Source organism: Pusillimonas sp. ANT_WB101 (assembly GCF_008369125.1).
Lineage (GTDB): Bacteria > Pseudomonadota > Gammaproteobacteria > Burkholderiales > Burkholderiaceae_B > Allopusillimonas.
The window spans coordinates 95,115-117,486 of record NZ_VOAY01000006.1 but is presented as its reverse complement, the minus strand read 5'-3'; the positions used below and the strand labels follow the sequence as shown (position 1 = coordinate 117,486).

Genomic DNA, 22,372 nt, shown 5'->3' with positions numbered 1-22,372 from the left:
ATAATAATGAGAATTAATTCTGTTGTGGGGTGTGTGGGTATGTACAAGCATTTATCAATTCTGGTGTTGGGCACTGCGCTGGCCTTTCCGGCAATGGCCCTTGAATACCCTATTGGTGAACCGTCTGAGCAGGGCGGGCTTGAAGTTGCCGCCGTCTACCTGCAACCTGTCGAAATGGATCCTCCCGGCATGATGCGTGATGCCAAAGATTCAGATATTCACCTCGAAGCTGACATACACGCCTTGGCTGAAAACCCCAACGGTTTGCCCGAAGGGGCATGGGCCCCCTATCTTTATGTTCGCTACACATTGCAGAAGGTGGGCAGCGATAAGGTGCTGCAGGGTGATCTCATGCCTATGGTGGCTAACGACGGCCCGCATTATGGCGATAACGTGAAGCTAGAAGGCCCAGGCAAGTACAAACTCAAGTTTGAGGTTGCTTCGCCTGAGGCAAACAAAATGAACCATTTTGGTCGCCATATTGACAAGGAGACCGGCGTAGAACCGTGGTTTAAACCTTTCACGGTTGACTATGAATTTGTGTTTGCAGGCACCGGCAAGAAAGGCGGTTATTGATGATGTCATGGGTGCGTGGCCTGGCTGTGATCGTGCTGGGGGTCGCCACCGCAGTGGCGTCTGCCGCCGAGTTGCCAACCTTCACGCTGGTGTTCAAGCCAGATGGCAGTTTTGAGCCTCAACGGCTCGAAGTGCCAGCGGGCAAGTTCAAAATTGAACTGATCAACGAGAGTGATCAACCGGTTGAGTTCGAAAGCCTGCCCTTGCGCAAAGAAAAGGTACTGGGGCCGGGCGTGCGTTCATTCGTGGTGATCACCATATCTCGTCCAGGCGAGTACCCATTCTTTGATGATTTTCATCAAGACGTCAAGGGCACGCTTGTTGTGCTGCCCAAACCCTAGCTGTACAGGTTGCTATGGATCAGGTCGCATTTATCGTCTGGCGGGAAAGCGTAGAAGCCCTGCTGGTCGTTGGCATTCTTTATACATGGTTGCGGACGAGTCCGCGGGGGCGCCGCGGGCTGCCGTGGTTGTGGGGTGGGGTATTTGCCGGTCTCGCGGTTGCGGGCATGCTTGCGCTGGTGTTGCTGGGAGTGGCTCAGTGGCTGACCGACGAAGAGCAGGAGTGGTTTCAGGGCGGCATGGCGCTGGTCGCGGCCGTGCTTGTAGTGCAGATGGTGTACTGGATGAAATGTCACGGTGCCAGCCTCAGAAAAACATTGCAGCATGGTGTTGATCAAGAGATGGCGCGGGACAATTGGTGGGGTGTGTTTGCGCTTGTCGCCATTGCCGTAGCCCGCGAGGGCAGCGAAACCGTGGTGTTCCTATATGGCACAGTGATGGCGGGCATAGCACGAGGCTCGGGCTGGGGCTTGGCCGTGGCAGGTGTGGTTGGTTTTCTGGCGGCATTGTTCTCCTTCTGGCTGTTGCAGCTTGGCGGCAAACTCATTACCTGGCGGCGCTTTTTCGCCTTCACCCAGGTGGTTCTGTTGTTGTTGGCAAGTTCGCTGTTAATTTCGGGCACTGATCATCTTATTTCGCTTGGGGTCATGCCCACGCTCATTGACCCCATATGGGACAGTTCGTGGCTGCTTGATACCGCGGGTGGTATCGGCAAGGTGCTGGCCAGTTACGCAGGCTATCGTGCTTATCCCGCGTTGTCACAAGTCATGGTGTGGGTGCTCTATTGGCTGGTGGTCTGGTCTTTGCTCAGGCGAGCAGACCATGTCGCTACACGCACGAGGCTGGCCGCAAGGCTGGCTTGAATCCATGACGACATCCACATTACGGGCAGGTGCACATCGGTTTGCCGATTTACTTCGCGACAATGCGCGCTGGTTGCGCAGGCTGCAATGGTGCATTGTCGCCGTCTACCTGACTTTGCTTGTTGTCCCTGCCCTGATGCCGTTGCCTGGGCGCACCGCCTCTGTTTTCAATAACCTGACCGTCTTTGCCCAGTTTGCATTCTGGGGCGTGTGGTGGCCCTTCGTGCTGGTGTCCATGCCTCTGCTTGGGCGATCCTGGTGTGGCTGGTTCTGTCCGGAAGGCATGTTGTCGGAGTGGGCCAGTGAACATGGAAGGGGGCGGGCCATACCCAAATGGATGCGATGGGGCGGTTGGCCGTTTGTTGCCTTTGCACTGACAACAATTTATGGGCAGTTGGTCAGTGTGTATCAGTACCCTCTGGCGGTACTGGCGGTGCTTGGCGGTTCTACGGCGGCCGCCATGGTCGTCGGCTGGCTGTATGGTCGTGACAAGCGCGTATGGTGCAAATACCTGTGCCCGGTTAATGGCGTGTTTCAGTTGCTGGCCAAGCTGGCACCTTGGCATTACAAGGTTGACGAAGACGCCTGGCGTAACCCTACGCGGCGCGTCGCGACGGTTAATTGTGCGCCATTGGTTGCCATGCGTCATATGAAAGGTGCGTCTGACTGCCATATGTGCGGGCGGTGTAGTGATTATCGTGGCGCAGTGCACCTTACTCCGCGTTCGCCTGAAGCCGAAATCGTTACCGTGGCGCCCGGCGACGTCTGGCAAACACGATTGATTGTGTTTGGGCTCATGGGGCTAGCCGTTGGCGCGTTTTTGTGGAGTGCGAGCCCATGGTTTGTTGTGCTCAAGCAGGCTCAGGCTGTCTGGCTGGTTGAGCACGATATTTATTGGCCGCTGGCGCAAAATGCCCCTTGGTTTATTTTGACGCACTATCCCGAGGCAAACGATAGCTTTAGCTGGCTGGATGCCGAGGTGATTCTGCTGTTTATTTTTGGCGCGGCAGCCTGTATTGGCGGCTCGGCTTACGCCGGCCTGTGGGCGGCCAGTCGTTTTCTTCCCTCAGATGCGCATGTAGTGCGTCCCTCGGGCCCCTCTGGAAGCAGCGCCTCGGCGTCAAGTGCCACACTTCACCGTCTGGCGCAAGGCCTGATACCTGCGGCTGGAGTGGGGGTGTTTCTTGGCTTGTCTGCCACCACGTTGACCCTGTTGCAGCACGAGGGGGTTTCGACAGCGTGGGCTTTTACAGCACGGTTTACCCTGCTGGGTCTGGCCATGCTATGGAGCCTTAGGCTGGTGTGGCGCGTTGCGGGCACTTCCAGTGCGGGTATGGGTAATCGTTTATTGGCGTTGACGCTGGTGGCGCTTGGCACGGTACCATTTTGTGCGGCCTGGTTTTTGTTTTTCGCTGTCTGGTAATTCAGGTTTCTGGTGACGGGCGTCGGTGGCTGCGCGATCAGTGTTCTCCATGTTCAAGCTGCTTGAATAAGAGATCTGGTACAAACCGCGTTTGCCACTGAAATAGAATAATCAGTGTATTTATGTGATCTGCATCGTCAGGCAGAGTGAGATTCAATTTGCATAAAGACTGTATACGTCACCAATTTAATGGGTGTTCTTAAAGGGAGCGTGCTGTTTCAGCGTTTCAATATATTGGCCGACCGCCGCACCTTCTTGATCCAGAAAATCAGCAATGGCGCGGGCGTAGCGCGGATCGGCGATCCAGTGCGCAGAACAGGTTCTAACAGGCATAAGTCCTCGCGAGAGTTTGTGTTCACCCTGAGCCCCCCCTTCGAAAACCGATAGTCCATGGCTGATACAGTACTCAATGCCTTGCATATAGCAAGTCTCGAAGTGCAGCCCGGGTATATAGGTCATGCTGCCCCAGTAGCGCCCGTACAAGTGTGTCTGGTCTCGCAGGTTCAGGGCAGCGGCAACCGGTGTGCCTTGACGATGGGCGAGCACAATAACCAGGTTTTCAGCCATATGGGCGCGTAAATGCTAAAAGAACGCCAGGTTCAGATAGGGTGGGTTGCCGTGTTCGAGGTAGGTTTGTTCATAGCAGCGGTAAAAGAATTTTAGGCTGTCATCATCAATCGCGTCGCCGTTAATCCAGGTAAATGAGATACCCGCCTGTATGGACTTCTTGCGGTCTTGATTGATTTTTTTTCGCTTTTGTTGGCTCAGGCTGGCGAGAAATTGAGCAAAGTCTTGGTATCCCTCGTTAAACCAATGAAATTGTACGTTCTCTCTCACCATGAACCCTGCCTCTTCGAGCGCGGCCTGATCAAGTGGGTGTGGAAACAGCACATGTAGCGAGGAAATGCCGTTTTGCTCAGTGAGCTGGATGGCTTGGCGAGCCAAGGCTACGCGATCCTGGTGTGTGGCGGCAAGAAGGCGTGGGCCGGGTACCGGCGTAAACGGAACGGCGCACAGCAGTTTCGGGTAATAATCGAGGCCGCGCTGAGCAAAAGCCTGGGCCCATCCGTGATCGAACACGTATTCGCCGCGCGAGTGCGACTTCAGATACAGCGGCATAGCGCCGACCAGCGCGCCATCTCGACGCATCAGCAAGTAGTGTGGTGCCCAGCCCGTGGGCCCTGCAGCGCAACCGGTCTGGTAAAGTCCTTGCAAATACGCATATTGCAAAAAGGGCTGGCTGCCCGCCAGACGATTCCATTCGGGGGCGTCAAGTTCATCAAGGCGGTGTACAAGACTGAAAGTGGTGGTCAATGTAGTGAGGCTCGTTTGTTGCTCTGGTGTGCTTGGCCAAAAAGTATGGCTTGTGTAGATGATAGCGTTTATCGTCCAGAGGCTGTTGGCGTTCATGTCGGGTCAGCTAAGCTTGGGTATAACGCGGAGCAAATATGAGCAAACGAATTCCTGTCACTGTTATCGCAGGTGGCCAGGGTAGCGGCAAGACTGCCGTGTTAAATGGCTGGAATGTCACTTCGGGGCTGAGCGATGTTGTCGTGTTGTCGCACAGCCTGGTGGGTATGGATTATCAGCGTGCGTATCAGGTCAATGAAGGCATTTATATTCACGAAGCGGGCTGTCTGTGCTGCGCGGTGCGGGGTGATCTGGTTCAGACGCTGCAGCGCTTGTTCATGGACGCCCTGCATCGCAAAATACCGAAGTTCGCGCGCATTGTCATCGAGGCGTCGGCGGGCGCCGACCCAGCCATATTCAAATATCTCGTAGAGTATGAGCGTTTTTTGGCAGATCGTTATGTGTATGCCGGCTGCCTGACGCTTGTTGACGTGACGCAGCGTCTGCCCGGCACGCACACGAGAAGTGCGCTTCTGGCAAGCGGCTTGGGCTTTGGTCGGATGATAAAGGCCGCTGATGCCAATACAACAGCGAATACCGATGACAACGAGCGTGGCGATAAAAGTAGCCACGCCATAATCAAGAAACGTGCGTACGCCTCTGGCGTCGAGGTGACCAGGGCTGTAATCGGGCCCCCAGGTATGAGCGCAGGCAGCGACGCAGGTCGGGGTACAAGTAGCGACACAAGTAGCGATGCAAACAACGTGGCAAGTGAGGCATCAAACGAGGTGGCAAATAATGGCGCAAACGCGGATGCAATTAAGGACGCCGGTGCCGTAGCCAATGTGGCGTTGGCGCAGATACGAAGTGCTGATGTGCTTTTGTTGACTTATGCAGATCGGGTATCGTCTTGCCAGCTTTCCCGGGTGCGTAGCCTTTTGCGATCGCTTAACCGGGATGCTGTTTGCCATACAGTGCAAACTTTACCCGGACTGGTCAGCTTGTTCGAAGAGGGCTGATCGGTTGCGCAGCAAACCCTGCTTGTCGTCTGCCCGCAACTGTCGACAGAGTTTAGTTGCAATGCAAGCCCTGTAGTGGTGTAATGAACGTATTCTGCCACCAGGCTGGGGCGCGTGCTTTGTCACGTAGCCTATTGTTAATTAAGTTTTCAACTAAACGATACGCATTCTATGCGCCTGCTGGCCGGCCCTTCAAGATCTGCTCTGGGGCCTTTGCTATAAAAACCGTACAAACTATAAGCCAGCGCTTTTCCATACGTGGGTGCCCCGTATATTAACGGGTATGCTCAAGCGGAGCAAAAGCACATGGAAAACAAATATTTCGCAGTAGTACCTCGCTTTTAGTACGCACCGCGCGTGCTTCGGCCCCAAGCTAGTGTGTTGGCCGCGAGGTGGGTTATTTATAAAAATGGGAACAATGTCTCATATCCCGAATGCATCCGTCGTGCCTTGCGCTCACCCCAAACTGAGGGTAGATGGTCGCGCACACGTCATGCGTGCAACACCTGCTTTTTTTGAACTTGGCAACAGCAATGCCAACCAAAACAAAAATGGGCCGATCAAGTTTGATCGGCCCATTCGGAAAGCTGGTTGCGGGGACAGGATTCGAACCTGTGACCTTCGGGTTATGAGCCCGACGAGCTGCCAGACTGCTCCACCCCGCGTCTGGAAGAGAGCAATATTAACCCATACATTATTTTTATGCAAGCCGTGACGGGCTCCAGGCTTTAATGACGACTGAAACAGAGATTATCCGTGTGCTGGAAACTGCACTTTTGTGCGCCGACCAGCCCATGCCAACGTCAGAATTACGCAAACTTTTTACGATCGAAGATTTTTCTGCTGACGAACTACGCGGTTATCTGGCAATATTGCAGCAACAATGGAAAGACAGAGGGCTTGAGCTGGTTGCGCTGGCCACCGGCTGGCGGTTTCAGAGCCGCCCTGAAATGCAGCGGTATCTTGGGCGTCTGAACCCCGAGAAACCCCCAAAATATTCCAGGGCCGTGCTCGAAACCCTGGCCATTATCGCCTGGCGTCAGCCTGTAACGCGGGGTGACATCGAAGACATTCGCGGTGTTACGGTATCGACGCAAATCGTGCGTACGCTTGAAGATCGTGGCTGGATAGAAGTGCTGGGTCATCGTGATGCGCCGGGTCGTCCCGCATTGCTGGGCACGACCAGGCAGTTTCTTGATGATCTCGGCTTGAAAACGCTCGACGAGCTGCCTGAACTCGAATCGCAGAACGCTGTGGCGGTTCTGGCAGGGCTTGATCTTGAAGAGGTGCCCTCAGAGGTCTTGGTTGCCCAAGACGTTTCTCAGGGCGAAAGTTCAATCACAGACGAGCAAGGCACCGAGGGCGGTGACGTCTCGGATGAAGCCAAAATTGAAAGTACTGAAAATGCAGGCATACCCGGTGCCGCGCAAATGGATGACGAAGCAGTCGACGCCACAAGCGTCCGACTGCCTGACGAGGCCGGCGATGAGGCTTCCACTGTTCAAGCTGATGACGCTGCCAGCACGGTAGCCGTCGACGCTTCAAAAACGCCCATAGATTTGCCTGGGTGGCGCAACAACAGTGAAAACCTGGGTCAAAAGCCTGTAACGAAAATGAATGATTCTGACGAAAACGATTCGCCAGAAAATAAGATACACACGGAGTAGTTAGAAATCTATGACTGACACAAACGAACAACACGACCTGCCGTTTAGCGACGTCGCGTCTACGCCCGAAGTCGGCGGTGACGGGAAGCCTGCAGCGCCGCGTGGGCGTGGGCGCAAGCTGCGCACACCCTTTCGCAGACGCCGGGGAGATGCCCAGAGTGAAGCGGCACCTGCAGCAGATGGCGTGGCAGCGCAGTCGGAATCTCCCTCCGTGCATTCAGGTGAGGCAGCACCCGCAGCGGCGGCGACCAAGCCCGTTCGCGCGCCAAGACGTCGCAAGCCTACCCCTGATAAAGCTAAAGCGGCTGAGTCAATAACCCCGTCGGCCACCCAGCCAGAGGCTGCTGAGGCGGCTGCGCAAGCGGGCGCAGCGAGCGAGCGAGGCCGAAAGCGCGGAGGCCGACGCCCCGAGGGCGTTGCAGCCGACAAGCCGGGCAAGCGGCAGCCACGGCGCCCCGATCATGCCGAGAATGAAAAAGAAACTGAACAGGCGCTGGCTTATCTGCAAGATGTTCAGATGACACAACGTTTAGGCAAATATCTGGGCAGTGATGCGCTCATGCCCAAGCTGCACAAGGTGTTGGCCGAAGCCGGTGTCGGTTCGCGCCGCGAGATGGAAGAGTTGATCATTGCAGGCCGTGTGTCGGTAAATGGTGAACCTGCCCACATTGGTCAACGGGTCGGGCCCAAAGATTTAGTGCGTGTCAACGGAAAACCCGTTGCTCGCCCCAATGCCAAAAAGCCACCTCGCGTCATCCTTTATCACAAGCCTGCTGGAGAAATCGTCAGCCATGATGACCCAGAAGGTCGGGCTACGGTATTTGCTCGCCTGCCCAAGATCAAGATCGGCAAATGGCTTTCGGTCGGTCGTCTTGACCTGAACACGGAGGGCTTGCTCATTCTGACGACATCGGGAGATCTGGCTAACCGCCTGATGCACCCACGTTATGGTGCTGAGCGTGAATACGCTGTACGTGTGCTGGGCGAGCTTGGCCCCGAACAGCAGGCCAGCCTGCTTAAAGGCATACAGCTTGAAGATGGCGTTGCCCAGTTTGGTTCCCTGGAGTTTCTTGGGGGTGAGGGCAGCAATCGTTGGCATCGCGTCACCTTGAATGAGGGGCGTAACCGTGAAGTGCGCCGCATGTTCGAGGCAGCAGGGGTTACGGTAAGCCGTCTGATACGCACGCGTTTTGGCGAGGTCGTATTGCCAAGCAATCTGCGCCGTGGTCGCTGGGAGGAGCTTGATCCTACGCTGGTTACAGCACTTATGTTGCAGCTTGGCTTATTGCGTGATGACGATGACGAAGAAGGCGCAGGTCATCGCGAGCGCCAGCCTCTGTCACACGACAGCGCCTTGCCTCCGGGTTATGGCACGCTGGAGCGCAACGGCACAAACGGTGCGAAAGTCAGTCGCCGAGGAACACTTTCCGGTGGAAGGAAAATGGCGGGCACTCCAAACGAAGCCTACCCATCTGATCCATATGGAACAGGCATGATGTTTAGTGGTGGTCTGCCAAATGGGCACCCTGATGCATCAGCGAAGTCTGCGCGTCCAAAAAGCGGTGCACGGGGCAAGCCTCGCGGACCCAAGGGTGCTCAGGGAGGTCAAGGCGCTCAAGGTGGTCAAGTTGGTCAAGTTGGTCAAGGTGGTCAGGGCGCGCGTGGTGCTCGTGTAGCACGTGGGCCAGCCGAGCGCGGGCCACAAGAAGCGGGTGCTTCTGAGCATCGGCGTCGCGGGCCAGGCGCGCGTACCGCGAAAGGGCCGGGCACCAACAAGCCAGGGGCAGCCGGTGCAGCGGGTGCAGGTAGCGCGACAGGTGCACGCAAGCCTAGCAAGCCGCGTTCCGCTAACGCGTCGGCACGGCCGCCGCGTGCAGCCGGTGGAGCGCGTGGCGACGATTGGCAGCCACGCAGCGCCACGGCACACGAGTCTCATCTGGGCAAGCTGGGTAGCCGCAAGCGCTAACCAGGTCTGAACAAGAAGAGGGGCTGCGCATCTTGTATGCGCAGCCCCTCTTTATTAGATGCCTCCGACATGAGCTGCCAGCCCAGAAGTTAGGCACGGTTCATATTTCTGAGGTAGCTAGTTAGGCGCAGTCCCTACTTCTGAAGTATCTTTCATTGCAAGGTATGGAAATGACTTCAAGCTCAGGTTGGTGCTGTAGTCTCTATCCTCTAACCACGCTCCGACTGGTGTTGAGGCTTCTATCCTCCAACAAAACTATGGCCCCCATCCTACAATCGTCCGGGCTTCAAAAGGCTGTCCAAAGAGCAGGGATGCGCTCCTGGAGACTCACTCTTATTAGCGCTTTACGCTTTAACCAGTATCTGCCCATCTGGCAGAATCAGCCAGGCACGTATACCCAGCTGCTTCACCACTTTTTCAACCTGCGATACGGGCATCGATGAGAACGCAGTAGACAGTGCGTCTGCCGTCGTCGCGCGCGGGGCAAGCACAGAAACGCTTTGATATAGCCTGGGGCTTTCACCGGTTTTGGGATCGAACAAATGCGTATGTGCGCCCGAGTCGTCGAGCCAGGTGCCATAGCCCCCCGATGTTGATAATGCGTCATTCGTCAGCAAAACTGTTTCAAGCAGTTTGTCTGGCGATTGCGGGTCTTTCAGGCCCGCACGCCATGCCGGCGCATTCTGGTTTTTATTTAGCCCCCGGATTTCACCCATGTCGACCAGGGCGCGATCCAGTCCAGCATTGCGAAGCAAATCAGTCACGCGGTCGGTGATATAACCTTGTGCAATGCCGTTGAACGTTACCTTCATGCCAGGCTGCAACTGGATCTGTGTGTCGGTCACGTTAATGGCTGAAACATTGACGCGTTGCAGAGCCTGTTGTACAGCTTCTTTGGATGGGCCGGCCGACGACGTGCCATGCTGGGTGAAATGGTTGGCGTATAACTCCCACAGCGTTTGCACGGTCGGGTCGAAGGCGCCATCGGTTAGTGCGGCGTAGTGCACTGCGTCGTTCATTAACATCAGCAAATCAGTATCGGCGTTGTTCAATGCGCCGTCCCGGTTCAGGCGGCTCAGGGCACTGTCATGCTGATACAGGCTAAATGTTTTTTCCAGGCGGCGCAGCTCTGCTATTGAGCGCGTTACCATATCCTGGGCAAAGGCTGCGTCCGGGTGGATAATGCGCAACTCAGCGTCTGCACCGAGTGCAATGCCGCGCCACACGGTTGTGTCGGCAGATGCACCGGTGCCGCGCCAGATAACAATATCGGGCGAAACTTCGCTTGCTTTCCATGAGCTGGTTTCTGGCGCACCGGCCAGTGCGCGTCGCGTCAGGCCGGGCACCATTCCCAGAGCTGTGCAGGTGGCCGCAATACCTATGAAGCGGCGACGGAGTGGTCGTAGTGGTTTCATAATTGTGTTCTTCAGGTGTCTGTAATGGTTACTGCCGCCACACGTATTCTTCGGGCACGTCTGCGTAGGCGACGACCCGCCCTCCATGTTTTGCAGCAAATGAGTCTGCTTCTGCTTTTTCACCAAAGGGTACGGCATCCTCTGCACCCATGCCTCCGACATAATCGCTGTCGATAACGTACCAGGCTTCGCGTGCGGCTATCCAGGCGCCCGTGTCGGGCTGATCCCAGCTTTTGCTCTTGCCCATGTCATTAACATAGATGCCGGTAATGGCCTTGGGTTCTTCGGGCAAAAGGGTGTATGCGAAAACCTGTTTGATGGCTGTGAACCAGACTGGCTGCGATCTGCCTTCAATAAATATCTGGCCCTTGGGGCCTGCGTGCTCCACCAGGTTCATGCTGCAATAATGGCCAACGGCGTCGAGCGAAATTTCTTGCGGCGGGGGTGCCGGAACCTGCTCTTTCGGCGTGCACGCCGCCATGGTCAGCAGGCTGACCAGCAGCAGGCAAGCCATGGTAGTACGTGGTGTGATCGGAAACCTCATAATTGACGACGCTTAAAAAACAGACTGGCAAGAGAAAAGGGTACGGCAACCCACAGTAACTGCACGATAATCAGCGTTCGCATGCTGAGGCCCGCCTGGTCGCTAAGGCCAGCCATGCCGGAGAACATCGAAATATTTTCGTAGCCTGTCAGATTGAGCAGGCGGTATACGTCTGAAGGGTTGAGCAACAACAACATATTTAACTGGCTGGCGCCCATAAAGCGGCCTTGGTCAGCGACCAGCGCGCCCAGCAATGCCATGTCATAGATGACGACAAAAAACAGCCAAACGCCAAGGGCAATGCCGGCAGCAGTCGTACGCTCGCGCACGCATGCACTGATGACATAACCCATGGCCAGAAAGCTTGCTCCCAGCAGTATGCTGGCGGCAATGAGCGACACAAACGGGGCCCAGGCTGCCAGGTTCAGCTCCCCGTGCACCAGTTGCAAGGCCAGGCCGGCCGTGCCATAGCCAATAATTGTGGCCAGTGACAAAATACACAAATGGCCTATGAATTTGCCTATGAGAACATGGCGGCGCGCAACCGGGTAGGTAAGCAGCAGTGACATGGTGCCGCGTTCGATTTCGCCAACAATGGCGTCATAAGCCAGCAACAACGCCAGCAGCGGAACCAGAAATATAGACAGGCTAGAAAGGCTGACCACGGTAACCGTAAGTGGGTCGACTTTGACTGCGCCCGTGGGCGTACTGCCCAGAAAACCGAGCGAAAGCGCAAGCATGGCCAGCAATAGTGTCGTGGCGAGAATCCAGCGATTGCGCACCCCATCGCGAAACTCTTTGCCGGCGATGATAAAGATGGCGCTCATGCGTCCTCCCGTTCCAGAATATGGGCATACATGTCATCCAGGCTGGGGGCCCTGACCTCAATGTCCTCAAAAGCCAGACCTTGCGTGGTCAGACTGCCAAGGCTGCACAGGGCGGCGACTTTATCCTGCTCATCGCAGGCAAGTTCATAGCTTGTGCTTCCAGCGGCAGTCCAGCCGTCAGGCAACAACCCGGCTGACGCGCCTGGCGGCAGCGTGACCCGGATATGTGTCGGCAGGTTGGAGCTGCGGCGCAATGCCGACATCGATCCGTCAGCGACCTTGCTGCCATTTTTCATGACAATGACGCGGTCTGTATTGCCTTCCAATTCGGTCAAGACGTGTGTACTCAGCAATACCGTTGCACCGCTGTCGCGCAGTTCGCGCACGATTTCATAAAACATCAGGCGCGATGCCGGGTCCAGCCCGGTGGTTGGTTCGTCGAACAGCAGTACTTTGGGCTTGCCCAACATGGCCTGCGCCAGAGCCAGTCGTTGGCGCATGCCTTTGGAATAGCCACCCACCCGTCTTTTGGCGGCTCGTGCAATACCCACGCGCGACAGCAACCGCTCATTGTCGTCGCAGGGTAGCCCCTTCAATTTTGCGAAAAATGCCAATGTTTCGACACCCGTCAGTGATGGGTACAATGCGACGGTTTCGGGCAGATAGCCGACTTCACGGCGCACCGTTACAACGCTTGGGCCTGACGCTTCGCAGCCCAGCAGTTTTACGGTGCCTGCAGTTGGGCGGATCAGGCCGAGTACCAGTTTTATCAGTGTGCTTTTGCCGGCGCCATTGTGGCCGGCCAGTGCAACGCACTCACCCGGTTCGAGCGCGAGCGTCACGTCGTTGACGGCGCGAACCGAGCCATAGACTTTGCTGACACCCGACAGCGAGACGTGTGCTGTCATGATGAGTCCTTAATATGTAATCTGAGTGCAGGCGCGTCGGGCGCTTGCATAAGGGGCGCGCTATCGATAACACCGCCAGGCAGAATGGCCGGAAATTGCGTCTGAGCCCATCGCACCAGCGAGACGGCCGGGCTGTTCAACAGTAGTTGTGCTGAGGGTGCGCGCCAGACGACTTGATCAATAATATCGTTGGGTCGGTACGCTGTGTCGGCCACCCCGTCGCCGTTCAGATCAAACGCCGAGTTGTCACTCCAGTAATTGCCACGACCTTCGTCGGACCAGTCCATGTGGCGTGTTCCCACATATTTGACCTGGTTGCGGTTGCCTACGAAGGCGTTGCCGGTAATGGTGTTGCCGGTTGAGCCGGCCGTAAAATGCACGCCTATGCCGCAGCCTTCAAAATGATTGTTCTGGATGCGGTTATTGTTGGCGTTGTAGATAAACACACATTTCTGGCTGCCGATCACGGCATTTCCAGTGATGATGGACTGATTGGCGTAATTGAACATGAGCCCCTGCTCGCGGTCATTGATGGACGCGTTGCCTGTGGCCTCAATGTACTTCGAGTACATGATGGCATAGCCGATGTCATTTCCTTCTGACACATTATTCACAACCTGGCTGTTATCAGCATTCATGTAATGCACGCCATAGCGCAGGTTTGAAAAATGGTTGTCTTCAAAGCGGTTGTTCTTGCTGGTGTTTACAAATATGCCGTCGCGCCCGTAAGAAATGTGGTTGCCCACAACGTGCGTGCCCGGCGAATTCCAGAGCGTGACCCCATTGCCGCGCTCGGCCATGCGCAGATCTTTGTTGCCAACAATGCGGTTGTTGCGAACCAGCGCGTCGGTGGGCCCCCACACATACACGCCAACCGAGTTGTCGAGCACGTCGTTGTTTTCGATTAGTGCCTTGTTGGCGGTTCTGTCCAGAAAAATACCGGCATCCATGTCTGGAAGACTCAATCCCGACAAGGTGACGGTGACATTGCGTAGGGTGACGCGCTCGCCTTTTATCCAGACAGTACGCCCGTTTCGTGTCCCTGCAATGACGGCCTGGCGGCTTTCAGGGCCTTCCAGCGTCAGTGGCTTGGACACCACGATGTTACCGGCGTAGTTGCCCGGGGCCAGGCGCAAGACATCACCCGGTTCAGCCGCATCGATAACAACCTGCAGGTCGTCACCGGCGGCCACTGTATAAGTGGCCGCCAGCAAACCGCCGGCCGGTCCTGCGCAGAGCAGGAGGGCGGCCAGCGTCATGCCGGCTTTCGCCGCCAGATGGCTTGTAGATCTGGTTGGCTGCGGCATGGTCATTTAAGCCGATTTCTTGGGCTTGACGATCATTTGGCCGGACATCTCCATGTGCAGCGCGTGGCAGAACCACTGGCAGTAGTACCAGTGCACGCCGGGTCGGCCAGCGGTAAATGTGACCGACGACGTTGCCTGAGGCCCAACTTCCATGGCGATGCCATGGCCTCCGAGCGTAAAGCCATGTGTAAGGTCTTCGATGACTTCCATATTGGTTACGATGACCGTCACCTCGTCGCCTTCATTGACTTCGAACTGCGCCAGGCTAAATTGCGGCGCCACGGCAACCATGTACACGCGTACTTTATTGCCGTCGCGAATCACGTCGGCCGCGCCTTCCAGGGTGACACCGTCTTTCTCGGCCTGTTTGCGGGCGTCTTCCCACATAGGGTCGTCGCGGTTCCAGACACTGAGTGGCTGCACTTTTGATGCGTGGACCAGACACATGTCATGCGGTTCGGCAAAGCTGGGGCCGTCATGAACCAGGATCATCTCATCACCCGAGATGTCGATAAGCTGGTCGTTCTCAGGTTTTAGCGGGCCTACGTTCAGGAAACGGTCTTTTGAAAACTTGTTTAGCGAAACCAGCCATTTGCCATCGGCTTCTTTGGTCTCACCCATGGTGGTGTGGTTGTGTCCGGGCTGATAATGCACATCCAGCTTCTGGATAATGGGGTCGACATCTTCGCCTTTGAACTGACGGCGGGCTTTGTCAATGTTCCACTTCACCATCTGGCTGTCGATGAACAATGTTGTGTAGGCATTGCCACGCCCGTCGAAGGCCGTGTGCAGAGGGCCAAGACCCAGTTGAGGTTCGGCTACCACGCAATCACGCGGCTTGATTTTGTCGTCAAATAAATCGTCCAGCGTGCGCACGTCCAGCACGGTAACGGTGGGGGAAAGCTTGCCGTTGAGCACGAGGTGAATGCCGTCAGGTGCGGCGTTGCAGCCGTGAGGCGAGTTGGGTACCGGGATGTAGCGGGTGTACTTGGAGCCATGGCGGCCATCGACGACCTTGACGCCGTTTATCTCTTTGTAATCGCCTTTCTCGATAGCTTCTTCAATGCGTTTAATGTTGAACACCACGCACCAGTCTTGCTCGTTGGCCGACATCTCTGCCAGCGTCAGGCCTTTTTCCGAGTTGTAGCAAGTGGCGAACGAATACTTGCCCTGATAATCGGCATCACCGTTGTCCAGGTTGCCGTCAACCATGACCTGCCAGGCAATTTTCATGGTGTCGCCGTCAATGGCGGTATAGATGGCAAAGAAGTTTTCTTTCGGGTTGTCAAGAACCGTGCCGTCATTGTTCATGGGGGCGATGTGTTCGCCGTTGGCAAACACGTAGCCGGTGCGGGGATAGCGCTGCGGGCGCAGGCCGTGCACGCCGTGAACATTAGGCAGTTCAATAATCTTGTCGGTTTTCATCACATCGCAGCGAATACGCGCGACACGATTATTTGCCTTGTCGTTGATAAAGATATAGCGGCCGTCGTAGGTCTGGTCGGTAAACGACATGTGCGGGTGGTGCGCATCGCCGTTCATGAACAGACCGCCCTGGTCTTTCAGATACTCACGTGTCTCAGGTGTCATCCCTTCGGTCAGAATCTTCTTGCTCTCGTTGGTCTGACCCCAGCCGGTTGCACTGCAGCGATTGAAAATAGGTATGCGTACCAATTCGCGCATGGAAGGCAGGCCCAATACGCGCAGCTCACCCGACTGTCCGCTGGAGTTGAACGCATAGTATTCGTCCAGTTCACCGGGGCCGACATGGCCAGACTGGCCTTTTGTTTTTGAATCTTTGGCGAAGGCGGTCGACATTTGCGCTCCGCCTGCAAACCCCGCGGCCCCTGTGAGGGCTGCAGTGCCAAGAAAGCCGCGCCGGGATATACCGGATTTGGCGTTTTTCTGGTCAGACATGATTAACTCCTTGAGTCATGGGGCGTCTGGCATACGGAATTTGCGTGTATGTCAGCGCGATTGAAATGCCGACCGCCTGTGATGCGGAAGTGGCAAATGGTTAGTGTTAAGTTGGTCATCAGTTTGTCGGCGCATCGTCGGCAACGCGAGGGCGCACACCGGGCTGGCGCCCAGGCTCTGCGTCAATGCGGCCGGGGGTGTAGCGCGCCACGGTTTCATCCAGCTTCGCACTTCCCGGCGCAGGACGATTGCGCTGTCGTCGTGCATTCTTCTGGATCAAGTGCGGGCATTTAGTGTTGTGGTGATACAGCATCTGGCAGTGCAGGCACTGAATGCATTCGTTCGGGTTAATGTCGCCTTCTGGGTTAATGGCCTGAACCGGGCATTCGTTGCTGCAGCGCTGGCATGGGTTGCCGCAATCGTTGTAACGCTTGAGCCAGTTGAAAATACGCAGACGTGCAGGGATGGCCAGAGCTGCGCCCAGTGGGCACAGGTAGCGACAAAAAAAGCGCTCTATAAACAGGCCTGCAACAAGCAGCAGCACGGCAAACAGTACGAATGGCCAGTAGCGCATGAACTTTAGAATAATGGCCGTCTTGAAGGGCTCCACCTCAGACAGGCGCTCGGCCAGAGCCAGGTCGTAGAACGCCACGCCAAACAACATAATAAAAACGATGTACTTTAGGGCAGACAGGCGTGTGTTTACGCCATGTGGCACTGTGATCTGCTTGATGCCCAGCTTTTTGGCGATGCGGTTTGTCAGCTCCTGCAGCGAGCCAAATGGGCAAAGCCAACCGCAAAACGCGCCACGGTTCCAGAAAATCAGGGAAATGGCGGTGGCGCACCAGAGAATGAACACCACCGGGTCCATCAGAAAATATTCCCAACGAAAATCCGTCTGTACGGCGTTGAAAAATGTCAGTACGTTGACCACCGAAAGTTGTGCCTGGCTGTACCAGCCCAGCCAAACCAGCGAAAATGTCAGAAATACCAGTCTGAACCGATCATAGAAAACTGGGCGACGCGCAAGCTGGTCCTGGAAAAAGAAAACACACATCAGTATCAGCAATGCGATAGACACGACGACAATCTGACCGGTTTTGGCTTTCCAGATCTGCTTCCACAGCGTTGAGCTGGCCTCAGGGTCATAACCGGCGTCGTCTGCTGCGCCCGTGGCGGCAGCTGCTGCGCTCTGGGGGCCTGGCTGGGTTGCGCGGGCCGCCGTTGCGGTCGCAAGCTGGGCAGCAGCAGCCGCCGCTTCCGGGTCAGGCATGGAGTACGCAGCGGGCAAGGCATAGTCAAGGTCGAAGGTGACAAAGGCCTTCTCTTTGACACTGATAACCCGTTGAACCATGAGTTGCAGGCGCCAGGGTTCGGCGGCGCTGAAAACGGCATCATCAGGGGTTACGTACAGCGCGATCTCGGTAAGTCGAGGTGCGCCGGAGGCAGCCAGCGTGGCCAGCCGCTGATGATTTCTATCGGTAAAGCGGAAGCTGTGTTCGTGCTGGATGACTTCGATGCGATCGAAGATACCGCCTCGCACGTATCCAGAACCTTTGAATGAGTAGGGCCCGTTGCCCGCCACCAGAATGGCCTGCTGACCGGGCTTCAGACGATCGCGCAGGCGTTCCCAGGCGACATTGCCCAGCAGGCTGCGTCCGATGGACGGGGAACTGACCAAAGCGGTGTATAGATCAATGAACTGGTCGTCCGGCTCGCCCGGTTCGGGGTGATCAATGGCATTCTGGCGGCCTGTGTCTGCAAACTGTTTGTTGACGTCGGCAACAGTCAGGTGCAGATTGGCGACCGCGCCTTCAGCAAGCAGCGTGCTCCAGTCTTTGATGCCGGTCACGGATGGGTCAACAATACGGGGGATGGGTGCTGGCCCGGCTGTTGCAGCACCTGAGGCGGTATCGTCGGTCACTTTTGCGTAGGCGCGGGCGACCGCGATCGATGAGCGGGTAATGCTGTCGCCGATCACCATTAGTGTTACCGTCGCGCCGCTCACAATGTCCACGGGTGTGGGTGCGCCGGGGCGGGGGGGCGACTCGAGAAAATTCAAGCCCACATAGCCCTGAATAAAGTGCTCCACCTTGGATTCGGGTATGCCGATGAGGACGATGGGTTCGTGGTGTTCTACCAGCCGCGCGCCGACAATCTTGCCATTGTTGTCGATGGCCACCAGCGTATCAATGGGCTTGCTTGAGTAGCCTCGCGTGTTGACGATGTCGGTCGTCAGGTACACATAGCCAAGCTGCTTGTCACCGGCGTAGGCGCGAGCGACAGGCGGCTTGCCCTCGACCGGGCCCAGGCGGTCGGCACCAGGAAAAATGTCTGGCGTCGTCATTTGCTTCAGAAACACCGGCAGCTTCTGTGCCTGAGCAGAGTGCGCCGGAAGCAGAATACAGAACAGGCTCAGTAACAATAAAAAAACTACATGCGCCGCATGCCTGGTTACTGCGAAAGGGAAGCTGGGCATTCAATAACTCTATTGGTGTCTTGTGAGTCGTTGAATGCTAGTTGGTGTCAACCTGGATGGGGATTGATCTAGCGCAAGCCGCAGCGGTGAGAGTAAGCGTGGTTTCAGGCTTGTTTGCGATATATCAAGCTTTGGTCACGCGGCGGGTCCGAATTGATGCCCATCAAGTACCTAGGGTCAACCCTGAGATATAACTCAGAGATGTCTCAGCGGCAGGCTGGGCCCTACCTGGCCCCTTCACCTCTGGCATGCCTTCACCCATTAATACAACCCCCATATCAGGAAACGCTCATGCTGTGCGACCAACCCGATGACGACTGGAATCCACGCGCCGAAGCGGTGCAACAAGACCAGATCTCTGCCTATGATGAAATGCGTGGGCGGTGCCCGGTTGCGCACAGCGCCTACATGGGCTGGTCAGTATTCAGGCATGACGATGTCAAGCAGGTGCTAAATGATCACGACACATTCAGCAGTCGGGTTTCACGCCATGTATCCGTGCCCAACGGCATGGATCCGCCCGAGCACGACGTGTTTCGTCGGGTCATCGAGCCCTGTTTCAGTGAGGCCCAGCTTCAGCGGTTTGCGCCTTCCTGCCGTCGCGTGGCAGCGGATCTGGTTGACACGCTGCCGCGTTCTCAGCAGGTCGAGTTCATGGATACGTTTGCCCGTCAATTTGCGGTCAATGTGCAGTGTGACTATCTTGGGTGGCCCGAATCCCTGCACGCTCCCTTGTTAAACTGGCTGCAGCGCAACCAGGCCGCCACCCTGGCCGGTGATCGCAAACTACTGTCAGCGCTGGCAGATGAATTTGACGGGTACATCCGAACACTGCTTGACGAGCGTCGCGAGGCTGGCGATACAGAGAATGGCGATATCACTTCTTATCTTGCTCACGCGCAGGTTCAAGGCAGAAAATTAACCAATGAAGAAATCGTCAGCATTCTGCGCAACTGGACGGCGGGCGAGCTGGGTACGATTGCGGCCTGTGCCGGTATAATCGCTCATTATCTTGCGAGCCATCCTAAGCTTCCCGATTTGCTGCGCTGCCAACCCCAGCATATCCCCGCCGCCATCGACGAGATCTTGCGTATGCATGCGCCGCTTGTTGCTAACCGCCGCATCGCGACAAAGGCGGTCGAACTGGGTGGTCGCCATATCCAGGCTGGCGACCGCATCACCCTCTTGTGGGCCTCAGCCAACCGCGATGAACAGGTGTTTGGTGATCCAGATGAGTTCCGTCTTGATCGTGATCCAGCGCATAACCTGTTGTATGGGGCTGGTATTCATGTCTGCCCGGGAGCAGGACTGGCTCGCATGGAGCTGGGCATTCTGCTCGAAGCGCTGCTCGCCGGCACAAAACAATTGACGTTGGCGGGTGAGCCGGTACGCGCGGTGTATCCGGCCAGTGGGTTCTCGTCACTGCCCATGCGCATCAACTAAAGGCGCGGCCGATGCCTGTGCTGCGGTTTCTGCTTGTATAAAAGCAGGTATAAAGGCCGTTTACTGTTGCTTTTTGCCCGTAAGGTCTAGACATAACAGGAAAAATTCCGAATCTCTGTTAGAATATAGGGCTTTACAGCTATATTGTTTTTGTTTGGGGGCAACCTGGGCTAACAATAGTAGCGGCACATTTTCGAATGCGTCAGGGTAATTTTCGTACTGATTGGGTTAAGGCGCAACAGCTGGCTATTCCAAGCCGCCAGGCGGCTTGCACACGCCCGATCAGTGCTCCGTGATGCGATATTAGTGGGCTGGGGCATACCGCCCACTTTTTTTTGGATTTTATGGCAGATATATTTGCTTTGACACAAGAGGCACTGGCCGGCATCGATATCGAGCTGGTTGACGTCGAGCGCGCGCCCCTGGGGTTGCTGCTTGTGACAATTGATCGCCCCGAAGGTGTACGCATAGAAGACTGCGAGCTTGTTTCACGGCAGCTGTCGCGTGTGTTCGAGGTGGAAAACATCGATTATCAGCGTCTTGAGGTTGGCTCTCCGGGTACTGACCGTCCTCTGAAACGTCTGGCAGACTTTTTCCGGTTTGATGGCGAGCATGTTGAAGTCAAGCTGCGTGAGCCTATTGATAACCGCAAGGTGTTTAAGGGCATATTGCGCGCACCCGAAGAGCAGGGTGCCGATGCTCCGGCCACCCCCGAATTCGAGCTTGAGCTCGACGCGAAGTCAGGCCAAGAAAGTGTGCTTAATTTCACCTTCGAAGATGTCGATCGTGCCAAACTAGATCCCATTCTTGATTTCAAGGGTAAGAAGCGATGAGTCGCGAAATTCTTTTACTGGTTGACGCCTTAGCGCGTGAAAAAAACGTGGAGCCCGAAGTTGTTTTCGGTGCGCTTGAGAGCGCCCTCGCTTCTGCGATGAAAAAGCGCTTCACGGATGACGCCGATATACGGGTAACCATAGACCGCGCGACGGGTGAGCATGAAGGCTATCGCCGCTGGCTTGTCGTTCCTGACGAAGAGGGTTTGCAAGAGCCTGACCGTCAAGAAATGTGTTCCGACGCCCAAGAAATCGTGCCTGGTATTGAGGTCGGTGAATACATCGAAGAGTCGCTCGAGCCTGAAGAGTTCGGTCGTATCGGCGCCCAGGCGGCCAAGCAGGCTATTTTGCAAAGAATTCGCGATGCCGAGCGCGAGCAGGTACTCAACGATTTCCTTGAGCGTGGCGAAAATATCGTTTCAGGCAGCGTCAAGCGCATGGATAAAGGCGATGCCATTATCGAAACCGGCAAAATTGAAGCCAGGCTGCCGCGCAGCGAGATGATCCCTAAAGAAAACATCCGCGTCGGCGATCGTATCCGCGCCTGGGTGCTCAAGGTTGATCATGCTGCGCGTGGTCAGCAGGTTATTCTGTCACGTACCGCGCCCGAGTTCATTCGCCAGCTCTTCGAAAACGAAGTGCCCGAAATGGAACAAGGCCTGCTTGATATCAAAGCGGCAGCGCGGGATCCGGGCGTTCGCGCCAAGATTGCCGTGGTGGCTTATGACAAGCGCATCGATCCTATCGGCACCTGCGTCGGTATGCGTGGTTCGCGCGTCACGGCAGTGCGTAATGAGCTTGGTGGCGAGCAGGTCGATATCGTGCTGTGGGCAGATGACCCCGCCGAATTCGTCATTGGCGCGCTTGCACCGGCGAATGTTGAGTCCATCGTCGTCGACGAAGACAAACACGCCATGGATGTCGTGGTCGACGCCGAAAACCTGCCCAAGGCCATTGGTGCCCGTGGGCAAAACGTGCGCCTGGCTTCAGAGCTTACCGGTTGGCAGATCAACATCATGACGCCCGAAGAAAGCCAGAGTCGCCAGGATGAAGAGCGCACAGTATTACGTCAAACCTTTATTAGCAGGCTCGATGTCGATGAGGAAGTCGCCGATATCCTTATCGACGAGGGCTTTACCGGGCTTGAAGAGATCGCCTACGTGCCGCTCCAGGAGCTGCTCGAAATCGAAGCCTTCGACGAAGATACGATCAACGAGCTGCGTACCCGCGCACGCAACGCCTTGCTCACCGAAGCCATTGCCCAGGAAGAGCGGGTACAGACCGTCGCCAAAGATTTGCGCGAGGTCGAGGGCCTGACGCCAGAGTTCATTTCAAAGCTGGCTGAAAATAAAGTCCTTACCCTTGATGATTTGGCCGAGCTGGCCGCCGACGAGCTGGTCGAAATGATCGGTGTCTCAGAAGAAGAAGCTGGTCAAATTATCATTCGCGCCCGGGCCCATTGGTTTGACGACGAGGCCTGACGCATATGCAACA

General features: G+C 56.1%; 17 protein-coding genes, 1 tRNA gene and 1 pseudogene. 10 read left to right on the top strand and 9 right to left on the bottom strand.

Features of this window, described 5'->3' with window-relative positions; all coding sequences use genetic code 11:
- Positions 1–39 precede the first annotated feature (39 nt).
- From FQ179_RS21440 to FQ179_RS21425, 4 genes are read left to right on the top strand one after another with little or no spacing between them, the layout of a single operon-like run.
- Positions 40–576 (top strand): iron transporter, encoded by a 537-nt coding sequence (locus FQ179_RS21440; RefSeq protein WP_149399674.1) that lies wholly within the window; start codon positions 40–42, stop codon positions 574–576.
- A gap of 2 nt (positions 577–578) precedes the next feature.
- Positions 579–917 carry a cupredoxin domain-containing protein gene (locus tag FQ179_RS21435; RefSeq protein WP_255475108.1) on the top strand — a complete coding sequence of 113 codons (339 nt, stop codon included), beginning with the start codon at positions 579–581 and terminating at the stop codon, positions 915–917.
- Positions 918–931: 14 nt separating this feature from the next.
- Positions 932–1,780, top strand: a complete 849-nt coding sequence (locus FQ179_RS21430) for an FTR1 family protein (protein ID WP_149399670.1) — start codon at positions 932–934, stop codon at positions 1,778–1,780.
- Positions 1,740–3,203 carry a 4Fe-4S binding protein gene (locus FQ179_RS21425; protein ID WP_370459926.1) on the top strand — a complete coding sequence of 488 codons (1,464 nt, stop codon included), beginning with the start codon at positions 1,740–1,742 and terminating at the stop codon, positions 3,201–3,203. Before FQ179_RS21430 ends, FQ179_RS21425 begins: the two co-directional genes overlap by 41 nt.
- A 186-nt stretch (positions 3,204–3,389) precedes the next feature.
- Here the strand turns inward: FQ179_RS21425 and FQ179_RS21420 are convergent.
- Positions 3,390–4,517 (bottom strand): annotated as a pseudogene (locus FQ179_RS21420) (GNAT family N-acetyltransferase).
- Between the two features lie 134 nt (positions 4,518–4,651).
- Here FQ179_RS21420 and FQ179_RS21415 point away from each other — a divergent pair.
- Complete coding sequence (locus FQ179_RS21415; protein WP_149399668.1) at positions 4,652–5,572, top strand: GTP-binding protein; 921 nt, start codon at positions 4,652–4,654, stop codon at positions 5,570–5,572.
- A 588-nt stretch (positions 5,573–6,160) separates the two neighbouring features.
- On the opposite strand, the gene FQ179_RS21410 is transcribed toward FQ179_RS21415, so the two are convergent.
- Positions 6,161–6,237 (bottom strand) — tRNA-Met (locus tag FQ179_RS21410).
- A gap of 66 nt (positions 6,238–6,303) precedes the next feature.
- Here FQ179_RS21410 and scpB point away from each other — a divergent pair.
- Together scpB and FQ179_RS21400 are read left to right on the top strand one after the other, a co-directional pair.
- Entirely contained in the window at positions 6,304–7,239 is a 936-nt protein-coding gene (gene scpB / locus FQ179_RS22835) for an SMC-Scp complex subunit ScpB (protein WP_255475100.1), read from the top strand.
- Positions 7,240–7,249: 10 nt separating this feature from the next.
- Complete coding sequence (locus FQ179_RS21400; RefSeq protein ID WP_149399666.1) at positions 7,250–9,205, top strand: pseudouridine synthase; 1,956 nt, start codon at positions 7,250–7,252, stop codon at positions 9,203–9,205.
- Positions 9,206–9,549: 344 nt separating this feature from the next.
- Here FQ179_RS21400 and FQ179_RS21395 read toward each other — a convergent pair whose 3' ends face one another.
- The 7 genes from FQ179_RS21395 to FQ179_RS21365 form a co-directional block, all read right to left on the bottom strand.
- Positions 9,550–10,620 carry an FAD:protein FMN transferase gene (locus FQ179_RS21395; RefSeq protein WP_149399664.1) on the bottom strand — a complete coding sequence of 357 codons (1,071 nt, stop codon included), beginning with the start codon at positions 10,618–10,620 and terminating at the stop codon, positions 9,550–9,552.
- 28 nt (positions 10,621–10,648) lie between these two features.
- Positions 10,649–11,164, bottom strand: coding sequence for a nitrous oxide reductase accessory protein NosL (locus FQ179_RS21390; protein WP_255475099.1), 516 nt, complete (start codon positions 11,162–11,164; stop codon positions 10,649–10,651).
- Complete coding sequence (locus FQ179_RS21385; RefSeq protein WP_149399662.1) at positions 11,161–11,991, bottom strand: ABC transporter permease; 831 nt, start codon at positions 11,989–11,991, stop codon at positions 11,161–11,163. The genes FQ179_RS21390 and FQ179_RS21385 overlap by 4 nt, the downstream gene beginning before the upstream one ends.
- Entirely contained in the window at positions 11,988–12,899 is a 912-nt protein-coding gene (locus FQ179_RS21380; protein ID WP_149399660.1) for an ABC transporter ATP-binding protein, read from the bottom strand. Before FQ179_RS21380 ends, FQ179_RS21385 begins: the two co-directional genes overlap by 4 nt.
- Entirely contained in the window at positions 12,896–14,212 is a 1,317-nt protein-coding gene (locus FQ179_RS21375) for a nitrous oxide reductase family maturation protein NosD (RefSeq protein WP_255475098.1), read from the bottom strand. Before FQ179_RS21375 ends, FQ179_RS21380 begins: the two co-directional genes overlap by 4 nt.
- A complete protein-coding gene (nosZ, locus tag FQ179_RS21370; protein WP_149399658.1) occupies positions 14,213–16,123 on the bottom strand; it encodes a TAT-dependent nitrous-oxide reductase in 1,911 nt (636 codons plus the stop codon).
- A 118-nt stretch (positions 16,124–16,241) separates the two neighbouring features.
- Positions 16,242–18,602 carry a NosR/NirI family protein gene (locus FQ179_RS21365; protein WP_149399656.1) on the bottom strand — a complete coding sequence of 787 codons (2,361 nt, stop codon included), beginning with the start codon at positions 18,600–18,602 and terminating at the stop codon, positions 16,242–16,244.
- A 291-nt stretch (positions 18,603–18,893) separates the two neighbouring features.
- Here FQ179_RS21365 and FQ179_RS21360 point away from each other — a divergent pair, with 291 nt between their 5' ends.
- The 3 genes from FQ179_RS21360 (at position 18,894) to nusA (ending at position 22,359) form a co-directional block, all read left to right on the top strand.
- Entirely contained in the window at positions 18,894–20,045 is a 1,152-nt protein-coding gene (locus tag FQ179_RS21360) for a cytochrome P450 (RefSeq protein WP_149399654.1), read from the top strand.
- Positions 20,046–20,389: 344 nt separating this feature from the next.
- On the top strand, positions 20,390–20,878 hold the full coding sequence (gene rimP / locus FQ179_RS21355; protein ID WP_149399652.1) for a ribosome maturation factor RimP: 489 nt from the start codon (positions 20,390–20,392) through the stop codon (positions 20,876–20,878).
- Positions 20,875–22,359, top strand: a complete 1,485-nt coding sequence (nusA, locus tag FQ179_RS21350; protein ID WP_149399650.1) for a transcription termination factor NusA — start codon at positions 20,875–20,877, stop codon at positions 22,357–22,359. The genes rimP and nusA overlap by 4 nt, the downstream gene beginning before the upstream one ends.
- Positions 22,360–22,372: the final 13 nt, after the last annotated feature.